We start from the raw sequence: 15,118 nt of genomic DNA, 5'->3' as shown, positions 1-15,118 counted from the left end.
AATCAAATCTTCACTCCCCTCAACCTTAAGGAGTTTGCAATAACTGACACAGAACTAAAACTCATAGCTGCTGCTGCAATCATAGGAGAAAGTAAAATTCCAAAAATAGGGAACAACGCTCCTGCAGCAATTGGGACACCCAAAACATTATAGATAAAAGCAAAAAATAAGTTTTGCTTAATGTTAACCATTACCTTATGACTAAGGTTCTTTGCTTTTACAATCCCATGTAAATCTCCTTTCACTAATGTAATTTCTGAACTTTCAATGGCTACATCTGTTCCTGTTCCCATAGCAATTCCTACATCCGATTGTGCTAATGCAGGAGAATCATTAATTCCATCACCAGCCATTGCTACCACCTTACCTTGAGCCTGTAAGTCCTTTATCGCTTGTAATTTATCTTCTGGCAAACAATCTGCTTTAAAGTCGCTCAAGTTTAATGTGTCTGCTACAGCTTTTGCAGTATTCGCATTATCTCCTGTCATCATAATCACTTCTACTCCCATACTTATTAGTTCAGCTATGGCTCTTTTACTTGATTCTTTTATAGCATCTGAAATAGCTACATACCCAACAACCTTTGCATCAACAGCTATATAAGAAACCGTTTTACCTAATTTCTGTTCTGCAATAATTTTAGCATATAAATCATCAGGAATTGTAGCATTCACTTTCTCCATCAATTTCAAATTACCCAATGCAATTTTTTTATCATTCACAGTACCTATTACTCCTTTTCCTGTAACCCCCTCAAAATCTTTCACATCAATTAATTGAACTCCTTTCGCCTTTCCATATTTTACTACTGCTTCGGCTAAAGGATGTTCACTATACTGGTTTAATGAAGCAATTTGCGTTAACAAATCGGTTTCATTATTTCCGTCTGTAGCATAAACCTTTTCTACTGATGGCCTTCCTTCGGTAATCGTTCCTGTTTTATCAGTAATCAAAACATTTACTTTGTTCATGGTTTCGAGTGCTTCTGCATTTTTAATTAAAACACCTGATTGAGCTCCTTTTCCAACACCCACCATTACTGACATTGGAGTAGCTAGACCTAGTGCGCAAGGACAAGCTATAATCAATACAGCAATAGCGTTGACAAAACCATAAACATAAGCCGGTTCTGGACCGAAAGCTGCCCAAATACCAAATGTGATGAGGGCAACGGTAATTACGATAGGTACAAAATACTTCGCAATGGTATCTACCAATTTTTGAATCGGGGCACGTGAACGACTCGCATCATTTACCATTTGAATTATTTGAGAAAGCAGCGTATCTGCCCCAACTCTTTCGGCAACCATTATAAATGACTTGTTCCCATTAATTGTCCCTGAACTTACTTTATCTCCTACTTTTTTATCTACAGGAATAGGTTCTCCTGAAATCATAGATTCATCAATACTACTATGTCCTTCTGAGATTTTCCCATCAACCGGTATCTTATCTCCGGGTTTAACTCTCAAGAAATTCCCTACTTGTATATCGTGTATAGAAATTACTTTATCTTCTCCGTTGGCCACTAAAACTGCTTCTGATGGAGCTAATTTTAATAGTTCTTTAATTGCGCCACTGGTTTGACTGTGTGCTCTTGCTTCTAATAATTGACCTAATAAAACCAGTGTTAAGATTACTGCTGCTGCTTCAAAATAAAGCAAGACTGTACCTGATTCGGTTTTAAATTCATCGGGAAATACATCTGGAAAAAACATCCCTACTACACTGAATAAAAATGCTACACCAGTTCCAATTCCTACCAAGGTAAACATGTTTAAATTCCAAGTAATGATAGATTTCCATGCTCGCACAAAAAACATCCAACACGCATAAAACACTACAGGGATGGTTAAAATTAATTGTACCCAGTTCCAATTCTCTTGACTCATCATTTTAGCCAATGGATTTCCAGGAATTAAATCTCCCATGGCAATTACAAAAACAGGCAAAGTAAAAATAGTAGCCACTATCATTTTCTTCACCAACTCTTTGTATGTTTTTTGTTCAGCACTCTCGCTAGGGGCTAGAGGAACTAAATCCATTCCGCATTTTGGACAAGAACCAGGCTTATCTGTAACTACTTCAGGGTGCATAGGACAGGTATATTGTTGTCCAGAAACGACTTTAGGTTGTTCTACCAAGTGCATTCCACAAACTGGGCAATCTCCTGATTTATCGTATGTTTTTTCTCCTTCACAATGCATAGGACAATAATATGTCCCGTTTCCATCAGCTTTTGGGGTTGTTTTGTGATGATGTTTATCATTTCCATGTGAACCTCCGCCACAACAACTTGATTTATCCTCCTTTTTTGGAGAATCATCTACACCACAGCAAGAACTAGTTGTCTTTTTTTCTGAAGCCATATCAATTTGATGAGAAACTTCTATGGTATAATCACCTACTTTAATTAATGCCTCTTGCATCACTTCAATAGCAACATGGGTATCCATTTCTACAACAGCGTTATCAGGTAAACTGACTGTTGCTTTTGTAATTCCATCTATTTCATTAAGTGTCTTTTCTACTTTTGTTCTACAAGTATCACAAGACATTCCGCTTACTTTATATGTATGTTTCATAATTTAAATTCTAAAGGTTCTTAAATCCAGATACAAGTAGATCACTAATCATATTTTGTCTATCGGAATCCTTCTGCTTACACCAAGATTTTTATATTCTTTTAGAGTCATTCCTGTTTCTCTTTTGAAGAGTCTCGAAAGAGCTGAAAGATTTTGATAACCTAAAGCATAAGCTATTTCACTAAAGCTCAAATCACCATTCTCAATAAATTCTTTGGTGCGTTCCATTTTTAATAAAATACTGTAACGTTCAATAGTTTTCCCAAATGTTTTTGAAAACATTTTGCTTAAATAATCATAGTTGCTATTCAATTTTTTCGCTAGATAATCAGATAGATTTTCTTGCTGATCAGTGTTCCAGATGTAATTAATTACCCATCTTTTAATTTGCTCCGCAAGAACGCTTTCTTTGTCCCAAATAATTTCAAACTCATTCTCCTCAATAGTTTGTTTAATCAGGGATTTTTTGATTTTGTCAGGGTTATAACGAATCACAATTTTACCAAGATGAATATCAACAACTTCTGCTCCTGTTCCTTTTAATTCTGTATTTAGAACTTTCAGGCAACGGCTGCAAATCATTCCTTTTATCTTAAACTCTTCTGTTATAGTTGCCATATTTAATCCTTTAGCTTGGTTTTGAACCATTTCATCACTTCTTTTTTATCATCTGCTGATACTCTAACATCATTGTGCATCAACGCATATGAAGGAATTGGCATATTACCATCTTCGATTTGACTGATGATTGATTTTATCTTGTTCTTTTTCCTTCTATCAGAATAGTTTTTAAACTCATTGAAATTCAGTTCTTCTTTCCCTTCCTTTACATGATGATCCATTATCATTCGAGCTGGTTGAATATTACTATACCAAGGGTAATTCGTGTTGTTGCTGTGGCAATCATAACAAGATGTTTCAAGGATATTCAAAACTCTATCAGGAATATCATAAACATGCCTAATATCTGAGGTAGGAATAACCTCCTGCTTGTTTAGATTGGCCGGAATAAACTGTATTCCGACCAATGCAAACAAACCAACAACAATTATCCTTTGTATAATCTTCTTCATCCTATTCAATAACTCTGTTTACTTTACCACATTTTGGCATTCTACTGCCCATATATGGGTTGTGAATTTCTTCTTCATTACTAATCCACATAGCTCCCTCATTATTGTTTGCCATTGGGCAGAAGTCCTCGTACAACTTTTGTGAAGTGCCAACTATTGCAATCAAATCTTTCATATCAGTACTAAGAGCAACCAAATGCTCTCTTTGATGTGAAATTTCTCCTGCGTTTTCTGCAATGTGCTCGGCATTTTCAATCGCACTCTCCAATATTTCGTTTACCTCTGTCTGTTCATCTGCAGTAAAACCAGTTCCTTTAAACGCTTTTAAAGCTGTTACCATCTTTTCTGAGCTTTTCGCAGCTGATGAAGCATCATCGCTTACCAAGTGCGCATTCATAGAGAAATACTTTTCCAAGACTGGTATTAAATCTCCTTTTTGCTCACCATTATTTGATGTTACATTTCTTTCGGTGGACTCTCCATGCTGATGCGTGCTGTGGTCGTGATCCATGCCTTCCTGATGTTCATGGTGTCCATTATTATCAGGATTGCTACTATTCCCGCAACTTGTGAAGAGTAATCCTCCTACAACTGCCATTGCGATTAATTTTAAATTGAACTGTTTCATTTTATTTAAGATTTAATTATTCATTAATATGACCAACAGAAGCAGTATAACTAACGCCCAAACTGTACGGTTAATCCATACCCTAGTTTTTGATGTTTTACCGTTTTGACCTCCTGTTTGACAACAACTTTTCATACTCTCGAATGTTAATGTTTGTGGTCTTCGTGAGTACTTTCTGGTCTTTCGTATTGACAACATCCGGGTAAGCCATTATAGGTATCGTCAGTCGCTCTTACTTCATCTGTATCATAGCCAACGTTAGCTATTTTCTGCTTGATTTCTTTTAAACTAATTACTTCTGAATCAAAGGTAACTTCCATCATTTTAGTCTCTTTATTCCAATCTGCTTTCTCTATGCCTTTTACATTTTTCAGAGAACCTTCTATGGTCTTTTTGCACATTCCGCAATTCCCATATACTTTAAAAGTTTCTGTTTTATGGTTACCATGTACAACTTCCATATTCGTTGTCGATGTTGCCAATGCCATTTGATTAACTCCTAGAAGGGTTAATGCACTTAATAATCCGATTTTTACGATTTTTTTCTTCATGATATTTATTTTTGAATGTTATTAATTTCTTGTTTTACTTCCCCACATTTAATCATGGAAGAGCCGAAGTATGGGTTTTTTATTTCTTTTTCAGTGCTCAACCATTCAGCACCTTTATCATTGTTCGCCATTGGGCAATAATCCACATAAACAGGTTTGTCAATTGCACCAAATGTTTTGATTAACATTACCATTTGATCTGAAATGTTTTTAAATAGTACTCTCATTTTCCCAATTTCATCAGTACTTCCAGCTTTTCTAAGCTCTTTTTCTAACACACTACTATGCTTCATCCACACATTATGTGCTTCACCAGTAAACACTCCCATATTTACTTTGCTTAATACAGCACTCATATCTTTTGAAGCAGATACAGCGTTGTCTAGGTTATCATTTACCAATGCATCTTTTAATTTGAAATAACTGTTGAACAAAGGATTTAATTCTTCTTTTGCTTTAGAGCTAATGGTAATACTTTTTGAATGAACGCTGTAATCGGTATTTTGAGGCGTATTTCCCCCACCATGATTATGACCAGTCATCACAACCCCTCCTTCGGGATTCATCATACTTGGTTTTCCAGCTAATTGAGCCGCAGCATCAATACTAAATGTTCCATTCGTAGCTATTTCTTCACCGGGTTCTAACCCCGAATTTATAATATAGCTATCACCTAAAGCCGGACCGAGCGTTACTTCTTTCATCATAAAACTAATCCCTTTGGCATTGGTGATTTTAGTATAAACAACAGAGCGTTCTCCTGTCCACATAACTGCTGATTTTGGTACAATCAACGTCTCTTTTTCATTATGAATAGGACTTTCAATTGTACCTAAGACAAACATATCGGGTTTTAAACGCATACCAGGGTTGCTGATTTCTACACGAGCAGATGCAACACGGGTTTTAGGGTTTATAACAGGATCAATAAAAGATATTTTACCATTAAAAGTTTCTCCAGGAATTGATTGTACCGTAAACTGAACTTTGTCCCCAGTTTTCACCCAAGGAATATCACTTTCATAAACATCAAACAAGACCCAAACTTTACTCAGGTTAGCTACTTCATAAATTGTTTGGCCTTTCTTTATGTAGTCTCCTAAGTTTACTTTTTTGTTCAATATAATTCCAGAAACGTCAGCTAAAATGGGAAACTGTTCCTGAACAACTCCACCTTCCAAAATTTGGTTAATCTGTTTATTTGTTAGTTTCCAGTTTTTCAACTTTTCAACAGCAGCTTGATACAATCCCGGTTGTGTTTCTTTCATTTTTTGAGCTTCAAATAGCTCTTCCTGAGCTGTAACCAATTCAGGTGAATAAACATAAGCGAGTACTTGCCCTTTTTGGATAGATTCACCCGTAAAACTCACAGTTAATTTTTCAATTCGACCTGGTATATGAGATGATTGAGAATTAACATTGCGTTCATCAGCCTTAATTTTCCCGTTCATTCTAACTTCTTTTATCGGTTTTCTTTTTGTGATAATAGAAGTTTGCACATTAGCCAATTGCATGGCAGTTGGAGACATTTTTATTTCCATTGGGTTATCCTCACTATCTCCTTCGTTAGAGAGAGGAATTAAATCCATTCCGCAAAGTGGACATTGCCCTGGTTCGTTTTGTCGAATTTGAGGGTGCATGGAGCATGTCCAAATAGTATTTTTAGAATTTTCATGTTTGTTTTCAGTGACTTGTTCATTGGAAGAACCTCCAAACATCATCCAGCCTAAGAACAAACCGATTGTGAGTGTTCCAAGCGCTATATATGCGGTGTTTTTATTTATGTTTTTCATCTTATTCTGTTTTTGAAGTGAGATAATCCAGTTTAGCTAGTGCTACATAAAATACTTTAGTAGCAGTAGCAGTAGCGATTTGATACTTTAATAATTCTTGTTGCATTCGAAGGATTTCTTCAAAGTCCTTACCTGAATTACTGTAAGCTGTTTCCAGCAATAAAATGGCTTGATTTGTTTTTAAAGTTTGAGCTTTATATAATTCAACAAGTTGTCGTGCTTTTTCCAGTTCGAACCATGCCATTTCATAATTTGAAACCAGCGTATTTTCTGTATTCGTTTTATAGTTCGCAATGGCTTCTTGCTTGAATTGTGCTTCTTTGGTTGCTGCATTGTACTTTCTTCGATAGATGGGAATGCTCATGCTTATCATGGGCATAATTACATTCTTTCCATTATCCGGTACAGCCATATCTGTGCGATCACCAACAAATACGTAATCGAGACCTACCCCCAACTTTGGGAACCCTTGTTTTTTACTTAATTCTTCAGCCTCTTGAGCTGACTTCATTTTTAAATCAAGCGATTGTAACAAAGGGTGATTGGCTACCAAACTGTCTTTTCGATAGTTCAATGGTATTTCAATTAAAGTAAGGTCTTGCTCAACCTGAATTAATATAGAGTCAGGTCGATTAAGTAGTTTGTTAAACTGAACATAAAAAGGCTGGAGCTGATCTTGCAATAGTTTAATTTCAGTATCTGTGTTTTCAATCATTATGTCAACACGAATAACATCAACCATGCTGCCTTTATCGTTTTTAAACCCTGTGGTTGCGAGTTGTTTGTAACTGCTTAAAATAACCCTATTTTCTTCTTGTAAACGAATCTTTTGATTCACTTCATATATTGGATACCAAGCAGATTTTACCTGCATATAAAGTTCATTCTTAGCGTTTTGGAATTCCTGATACTTTGCTTCTGCTTGCAGGGCTTGAACATTTCCTGCTGTTTTAAGCGTTCCAAACCATGGGAACATTTGAGTAAGTCCAAGTTTTGCTTGTTGTGGTCCTACACGAGTTTCAACAGGACTTATAAAATAGCCAAAGGAAAATGAAGGATCAGGCAAGCTATTAACCTGTGCCACTTTTTGTAAAGCTGCTTCAAATTCTGCAAATTTAGCTTTCAATAAAGGATTGTTTTCGCTAGCAATCTTTAAACTCTCTTCCAGAGTTTGAGCATTTATTCTCAAACCACTTAAAAGGAGTACTGTTATTATTAAAATATATCTTTTCATTTTGTTTCCTTTTTAAGTTTTCTTTCCTCTCTCCAACAATAAAGCACCGGTACAATAAAGTATGTAATAGATGCTACTATCATTCCTCCAAATGCAGGTATAGCCATTGGAATCATAATATCAGCTCCTCTACCTGTGGAAGTTAAAACCGGTAGCAAAGCGATAATAGTTGTAGCCGAAGTCATAACAGCAGGTTTAATTCTTCGTTGACCTGCAATGACAACCGCTTTTCTAATTCCTTCAAGCGTTGTAGTTTTGTTTTTTTCAAAACTTTGATCAAGATAAGTTCCCATCAACACACCATCATCTGTTGCAATTCCGAATAACGCTATGAAGCCAACCCACACAGCAACACTAAGGTTGATGGTTTGCATTTGGAACAAGTCTCTCATATTTGTATTTAGAATTTCAAAATTGAAGAACCAATCTTGCCCATATAACCATAACATCATAAAAGCTCCACTAAATGCCATAGCTATACCTGAAAAAATCATTAAAGAAGTACTAACAGATTTAAACTGGAAATAGAGGATTAAGAAAATAATAGCTAAAACCAGCGGAACAATAATTGCCAATCGTTTTTCCGCACGAACTTGATTTTCATAGCTTCCGGAAAACTTATAACTAACTCCTGAAGGAACGATCAAGTCCCCTTGATCTATTTTGTTTTGAATAAATCGTTGTGCTTCCTCCACCACATCTACTTCTGCATAACCTTCCTTTTTATCTAATAAGACATAGCCCAATAAGAAAGTGTTTTCACTTTTTATCATTTGTGGTCCACGTACATATTCGATATTTACTAATTCAATAAGTGGCACTTGAACACCAATAGGAGATGGAATTAACACTTTCTTCAATTTATCAGGGTCATCCCTTAGTTCTCTTGGATACCTTACTCGTACAGGAAAACGTTCTCTACCTTCAACGGTAGATGTAATTTGCATGCCACCAATAGCCGTTTCTATGGTTTGTTGAACATCTTCAATATTCAATCCATATCGAGAAATAGCATCTCTATCAATATTGAAATGCAGGTAAGGTTTACCAACGATTCTGTCAGCAAAAACCGCTTCTGTTTTTACTGATGGAACCTCTTTAAGAATGGCTTCTAGCTCCAAGCCAAATTTTTCTATTGTCTTTAAATCTGGTCCAAATACTTTAATTCCCATTGGTGCACGCATACCAGTTTGTAACATGACTAATCGGGTTTCAATTGGTTGAAGCTTTGGAGCAGAAGTAACTCCCGGAATATTGGTTACTTTAACAATCTCATTCCAAATATCATCAGGTGATTGTATATGACTTCTCCAGTTTCTAAAGTACAGACCGTTCGCATCAGGAATTAGTTCATCTTTTGAGATTCCTTGCTTTAAAGCATCTTCGTTGAAAATAACATCACCTGATGTTAACACAAACCGATTCTCTTTATCAACTTTAAATCGTTCTCTATGTCCTTTTTTATTAAGTAAGTATTCCGGTTTATAGTTGATGATGTTTTCATACATGGATATAGGAGCAGGATCCAATGCAGATTCAACCCTTCCCATTTTTCCAACTGCTAATTCCACCTCCGGTATATTAGCCAATAACATATCAAGTTGCTGAACAACCATTTTATTCTGCTCCATCCCTGCGTGAGGCATTGAAGTAGGCATTAGCAGATAACTTCCTTCATCAAGTGATGGCATGAACTCTTTTCCCAGTCCTGGTAGAGAATGGGAAAGGCTTGACCATACAGTGGTAGTCCGAATATTTACTCCCACTTTATCAAATCCAGTAGCGACAAACCCAAACATGGAATTAAAGCCCATCCATACGGTTGTTCCAAATAAAATAACCGTAGCAGGTATGAGTAAGAATTTGACTTTATTTGCTAAACACCAGTTTAGTATTTTTTCATAATACTTTTCGAGTAAATAAAATGCTCCAAGAATAACGCTAACAATTGCTGTGACAAATATGAAATTCCATAGCAATGATATTCCTGCACCTAAAGGCATCCAGTAGTTAGCTAGGAGCCATACCACTGAAACCACTGTTATGATTAGGGCTAAGTTTTTAGTGAAAAAATTCTGTTTTGGGCTATACTCAGTGATAAACCACGCTGCACCAAAAGCCATCAATGTAATACCACCCCAAACACTAATCCAAATCGCTGTTATTAATCCACCAACAATTAACAAAGCATTGATAAGTTTTCCCTTAGCATTTTTATTGATTTTTATTCCAAACACCCAGTGTGCTAAAGATGGTAATATGATTAACGCAACTATTAATGAGGCAATCAATGCGAATGTTTTGGTGTAAGCCAATGGTCTAAATAGTTTTCCTTCTGCTGCCTCCATGGTGAACACGGGAACAAAACTTACAATCGTAGTAGCTACGGCAGTAACAATAGCCGAGCTCACTTCAGCTGCTGCATTATAAATTGTATTGATTAATTTTTGACCAGGTGATGCTTCGTCAACATGTTTAATAACATTTTCAGAAAGGACGATTCCTAAATCCACCATAGTACCAATTGCAATGGCGATACCTGAAAGTGCCACAATGTTGGCATCTATACCAAAGTAACGCATGGCAATAAAAACCATCAAAACTGCAATAGGTAAAAGTGAAGAAATTAAAATAGAAGCCCTCAGATTCAACACCATTACAATTACTACAAGTATGGTAATGAGCAACTCCAATGAAAGAGCTTCTTCAAGCGTTCCTAATGTTTCATAAATTAATTGAGTTCTATCATAAAAAGGCACAATGGTTAATTGGCTTTCCACACCATTAGCCAAGGTTTTCTTAGGCAAGCCAGAAGCTATTTCCTTTATTTTTTCTTTTACATTATTTATAACATGTAATGGATTGGAACCATATCGAGCCACCACTACCCCCCCGACAACTTCTGCACCGTCTTTATCAAGAAGTCCTCTTCTTGTAGCCGGTCCAAGTGAAACTACACCAATATCTTTCACACGAATTGGAACATTGTCATGAACATCAACCACAGCTTTTTCGATGTCTTCAATAGATTTGACATAACCTAAACCCCTAACTAGATACTCTGCTTTATTAATCTCTATGGTTTTTGCTCCTACATCACGGTTTGACTTTTTAACCGCCATCATTACTTTATGGATGGGTATGTCATATATCCTGAGTGCATCCGGGTTAACGTCTATTTGATACTCCTGAACATAGCCACCTATGGAGGCTACTTCCGAAACACCATCAACCGCATTCAATCCATACTTCACATAAAAGTCCTGGGCGGTTCGTATTTCATGTAAATCCCATCCTCCGGTAGGATTACCTTCTTTATCTCTGCCTTCTAAAGTGTACCAATACACCTGACCAAGAGCAGTAGCATCCGGTCCTAAAGCAGGTTGTACACCTTCAGGCAATAATCCAGAAGGAAGAGAATTGAGTTTTTCTAATATTCTAGATCTCGACCAATAGAAATCAATATCCTCATTGAAGATAATGTAGATACTACTAAAGCCGAAAATGGATGAGCTACGAACGGATTTCACCCCTGGAATACCAAGTAATGACGTAGTCAAAGGATAAGTGATTTGGTCTTCAATATCTTGCGGTGACCTCCCCATCCATTGGGTAAATACAATTTGTTGATTTTCACCAATATCGGGTATGGCATCAACAGGCACAGGATCAGAGGGCAGAGAGCCAATCTTCCATCCAAAGGGAGCGGTGACTAAACCCCAGCCAACAAACAATACAATTACAAGTATTGTGACTAATTTATTCTCTAGGAAATATTTTATTATTCTATTAAGCATATCATACTGTTAAATTGACAAATTTATAGTGTTGTCTTTCTATTATTAATGATTACCGGAATAGGGTAATTATTAATTGGAATAAGATAAAGGTCGGTACAAGTGACCCAATCAATTCCTGTGATTCATTTATGAAAATGAACCATTAACAGTATGTATTTTATATGCGAAATACTTGAAACAAGACGGATTTATCCTGTTCAATTAGTGGGGGGGAGTAGGCAATAAATGAGTTTGACTCCTCCTTAACGAAAAAATAGTCGTTTACATAAGTAACGATAAAGGCTGCTACAAACTTGAAATCTAAATTGGGAGAAACTACTACGGGATTGCTATAATCATCATCAACTGAAAGTGTTGTGTATTTGTTTTCACAACATCCCTTTTTTGTAATTCTTTGCTGATGATCTTCTTTGCCACATTTTTTCTCATCCATTTTAGCCATCCCACAATCCAAATTGTCATGACCAAATGAAATAGAAGACTTTACCGCTTTACCGCCACAATAATGCGTAGCAAATGTAACGCTCATGTTGGTTGTGAGCATTAAAATTGCAAGTAATATGGACAGAATTCGTTTCATCCTAATTTTATCAAACGTAAATTTTACAAAAATATTTTATTCATTTAATGATTTTTATCAGTAAATCAAAATTAGTCAAATGACTTTAGTCAATTGTTATATAATTCGGGTTAAGTTTTTCAAAATTTTGAACCTAAATTAAATAAAGCATCCATCCTGCCATTGCTACCATGGTCAAATCTTCCACTATGGTTACCGTACTCATTGGTAAGTTAAAAACATCACCTAAACAAGCACATTTTATTTTTTTCTTATCCAAGTTGCTTTTAATCACACCAATACTGCTGATTCCAAGAATAATGACAGTAGCCAAATTGGTTTCAAATGGTACAATATTAAGGAGGTATGATACACCTAATGCTAATTCAACGAACGGATAGATATAGCCCCATCCTTTCCATTTGACAGCAACAATATCATACATCTTGTAGGAGTTGACAAAACCTTCTATATTCAATAGCTTGAAGAAAGAAAATACAATAAAGAAACCCGCCATGAAGTATCTCATCCAAAGCATTGCCGAAAATTCTTCATAGGGATACTGAGTCAAAAAACTAACTCCTGCGATGAATGATACTATAAGGATTAAAGGTTTATAGGTGGTGATAGATTTTTCAGGTAGTTCTATTTTGTTATTTGATTCAGGGGTTATTTCTTCAATGGTGTAGTTGCCCGCTGCACGAAGTTTGCTATTTAATAGTTCGATAGAGACTTCTTTTTTTAAAGAAAGTACTCCTTCAGGTGCTTCCAGTTGTACTTTGGCAGACCCAACCTCTGGGATAGCTTCTAAAGTCTTCTTGACTTTAGCTACACAGCCTCCGCAGGTCATTCCTAATACGTTGTATTGTTTTTCCATATAACAAAGATCATTAGGAAGCTAAATGTTTGTGTTACGAAATTCGGTAAATCTGTTTCAGGATTTTGACTAAATGGAATCCAAAGAACGGTGTCCGGGTTTACGTTGTTTTTTAAATTCGGTAGTGGTCATACCCGTTTCTTTTTTGAATTGTGAGGAAAGATGGGCTACACTGCTGTAATTCATTTGAAAGGCAATCTCGGATAAAGTTAACTCATCATAAAACAGCAGCTCTTTTACTTTTTCAATCTTTTGAGAAAGGATGAATTTCTCGATAGTGATTCCTTCTACGGACGAAAACAACCGACTCAGGTAACTGTAATCGTGATGTACTTGATCGCTCAATAAGGTAGAAAAATTACTGTGAACGGCTTCTTTGGAATAGTGTATGGTATCCACAATGATGGATTTTATTTTCCCAATGAGTTTTGATTTGTTATCCTCCAGAAGTTCAAAGCCTTTTTCGGATAATCGTTCTTTCAATACCTCTTTTCTGTTTTTTTCTATTTCACTAGAAACAATAACTTCTCCTAATTGAATAGCAGTTACATCAATCTTTAAACTATTGAAAATGTCCCTCACAGTGTCAATACACCGTGGACAAACCATATTTTTTATGTGGATTTTGTTCGACATTGCTAACAACAAGTTTTACTTTCTTGAATTGGTGGGCAGGGGGTAGAACCAAAGGAACAATAGACACAACAATCGCCTTCACTTGGTTTTAATACCTTATGACAGTTCTCACAATCATAAAAATACTGACAGGCATCAGTAGGCATTGTTTCCTTTTTTTTGTGTCCACAATTAGGGCAGGTAATCGTGGACTGTAATTCTATTTGTTTTTCAGCCATGTTCTTTTCTTTTAAATATGGTATAAACGAAGTTTTGCTCGGTTTCAAATGGCGTTTTATGAACCTCTTCAAAAGATTGAATAAGTTCGAAACTTTCATGAAACAAGCTTTGTAATTTTTCTTTAGAGTACTGTGTTATTTCTAGTCCGCTGCATTTTTTCGGTCCAGAAGCGGAAAATGTAGCAACAATAAGGTAGCCCTCTTTTTTGATAGCTTTACTCACAATATTTACATATTGTAGAATATCATTCTCGTGGATGAGAAAATGAAATGTTGCCCTATCATGCCAAAGGCTATATTGTTGTGGTGGCTGAAATTCTAAAATATCAGAAACGATCCATTGAATTTCAGTGGATTTCTGACCTAATTTAGATTTTGTTCTCTCTAAAGACTTGGCAGAAATATCGAGAACCGAAAGATTGGTAAATCCTTTTTTAGATAACTCAGAAACCAAATTTGAATTTCCTCCTCCAATGTCTATAATTGAATCTTCTTTATCAAGGGATAGTGAATTTATTAAGTTGAGAGATGTATCCGGTATTTCCTGATACCAGCTTACTTCCTGATCGCTTTTGGTTTCATATACGTTTTCCCAATGATCTTTACGTCTTTCCATTATTTCTGAGTTTCTATATTAATTACTTTATATCCCGTTTCCTTTTCAATTGTATCCGAAAGCTGATCAGGAGTTAATTTAGTTTTATCAAATTGTACAATAGCTTTTCCCGATTCATAAGAAACACTTGATTCAAAAACTTCTTTTAAAGAAGATAGTGCATGATTTACACTGTGTTCACATCCAGTACAAGTCATACCATCAATGGTTAGTGTAACCTCTGAAATACTAGATTCTTTTATGATAATATTTTTTCTTTCACTTTCTGGAAAGAACATGCCTGAATAGTAGGGAAAGGTTAGCATTAACGCAGCAAAAATTGATATAATGCCCAAGAATTTTTTTGATTGCCAAAAGGACGGATTTTCATCTATTTCGCAATCGCAATTTATTTCTTTACGTGGTTTAAGCTTCTGAAACCAAGCAAATCCAATCACTAGAATTGTTACCGCTATTAAATAAGGTCTAGCAGGTTCAAGCCATGAAAAAGTAGAAGCAATTCCACTTGCTCCTGCTACAAGTGCAAGTACAGGTGTAATACAACACAA

14 protein-coding genes are annotated in these 15,118 nt (G+C 35.9%); all 14 read right to left on the bottom strand.

What is annotated here, in order from left to right; all coding sequences use genetic code 11:
- Positions 1 to 2: 2 nt before the first annotated feature.
- Entirely contained in the window at positions 3 to 2,585 is a 2,583-nt protein-coding gene (locus R3D00_11485) for a heavy metal translocating P-type ATPase (protein MEZ4773796.1), read from the bottom strand.
- A gap of 48 nt (positions 2,586 to 2,633) precedes the next feature.
- Entirely contained in the window at positions 2,634 to 3,233 is a 600-nt protein-coding gene (locus R3D00_11480) for a helix-turn-helix domain-containing protein (protein ID MEZ4773795.1), read from the bottom strand.
- Positions 3,206 to 3,658: a heme-binding domain-containing protein gene (locus tag R3D00_11475; protein ID MEZ4773794.1), complete on the bottom strand. Its 453-nt coding sequence runs from the start codon at positions 3,656 to 3,658 to the stop codon at positions 3,206 to 3,208. Before R3D00_11475 ends, R3D00_11480 begins: the two co-directional genes overlap by 28 nt.
- Position 3,659: 1 nt before the next feature.
- Positions 3,660 to 4,286 carry a DUF3347 domain-containing protein gene (locus R3D00_11470; GenBank protein ID MEZ4773793.1) on the bottom strand — a complete coding sequence of 209 codons (627 nt, stop codon included), beginning with the start codon at positions 4,284 to 4,286 and terminating at the stop codon, positions 3,660 to 3,662.
- A 146-nt stretch (positions 4,287 to 4,432) separates the two neighbouring features.
- The gene (locus tag R3D00_11465; protein ID MEZ4773792.1) at positions 4,433 to 4,837 is read right to left on the bottom strand and encodes a heavy-metal-associated domain-containing protein; all 405 of its coding nucleotides are present in this window, start codon (positions 4,835 to 4,837) and stop codon (positions 4,433 to 4,435) included.
- A 5-nt stretch (positions 4,838 to 4,842) separates the two neighbouring features.
- Positions 4,843 to 6,630, bottom strand: coding sequence for an efflux RND transporter periplasmic adaptor subunit (locus R3D00_11460; protein MEZ4773791.1), 1,788 nt, complete (start codon positions 6,628 to 6,630; stop codon positions 4,843 to 4,845).
- A gap of 1 nt (position 6,631) precedes the next feature.
- Positions 6,632 to 7,864 (bottom strand): TolC family protein, encoded by a 1,233-nt coding sequence (locus tag R3D00_11455; GenBank protein MEZ4773790.1) that lies wholly within the window; start codon positions 7,862 to 7,864, stop codon positions 6,632 to 6,634.
- Entirely contained in the window at positions 7,861 to 11,661 is a 3,801-nt protein-coding gene (locus tag R3D00_11450) for an efflux RND transporter permease subunit (GenBank protein ID MEZ4773789.1), read from the bottom strand. The genes R3D00_11455 and R3D00_11450 overlap by 4 nt, the downstream gene beginning before the upstream one ends.
- Before the next feature lie 160 nt (positions 11,662 to 11,821).
- Entirely contained in the window at positions 11,822 to 12,244 is a 423-nt protein-coding gene (locus R3D00_11445; protein MEZ4773788.1) for a hypothetical protein, read from the bottom strand.
- Positions 12,245 to 12,377: 133 nt separating this feature from the next.
- Entirely contained in the window at positions 12,378 to 13,100 is a 723-nt protein-coding gene (locus R3D00_11440) for a cation transporter (protein MEZ4773787.1), read from the bottom strand.
- A 69-nt stretch (positions 13,101 to 13,169) separates the two neighbouring features.
- The gene (locus R3D00_11435; GenBank protein ID MEZ4773786.1) at positions 13,170 to 13,736 is read right to left on the bottom strand and encodes an AraC family transcriptional regulator; all 567 of its coding nucleotides are present in this window, start codon (positions 13,734 to 13,736) and stop codon (positions 13,170 to 13,172) included.
- Positions 13,737 to 13,738: 2 nt separating this feature from the next.
- Positions 13,739 to 13,954, bottom strand: coding sequence for a GDCCVxC domain-containing (seleno)protein (locus R3D00_11430; GenBank protein MEZ4773785.1), 216 nt, complete (start codon positions 13,952 to 13,954; stop codon positions 13,739 to 13,741).
- Positions 13,947 to 14,570, bottom strand: coding sequence for a class I SAM-dependent methyltransferase (locus tag R3D00_11425; GenBank protein MEZ4773784.1), 624 nt, complete (start codon positions 14,568 to 14,570; stop codon positions 13,947 to 13,949). Before R3D00_11425 ends, R3D00_11430 begins: the two co-directional genes overlap by 8 nt.
- Positions 14,570 to 15,118 carry a mercuric transport protein MerTP gene (gene merTP, locus R3D00_11420; protein MEZ4773783.1) on the bottom strand — a complete coding sequence of 183 codons (549 nt, stop codon included), beginning with the start codon at positions 15,116 to 15,118 and terminating at the stop codon, positions 14,570 to 14,572. Before merTP ends, R3D00_11425 begins: the two co-directional genes overlap by 1 nt.

Source organism: Bacteroidia bacterium, from assembly GCA_041391665.1.
Lineage (GTDB): Bacteria > Bacteroidota > Bacteroidia > J057 > J057 > JAGQVA01.
This window is presented reverse-complemented; position numbering and strand designations above follow the sequence as displayed.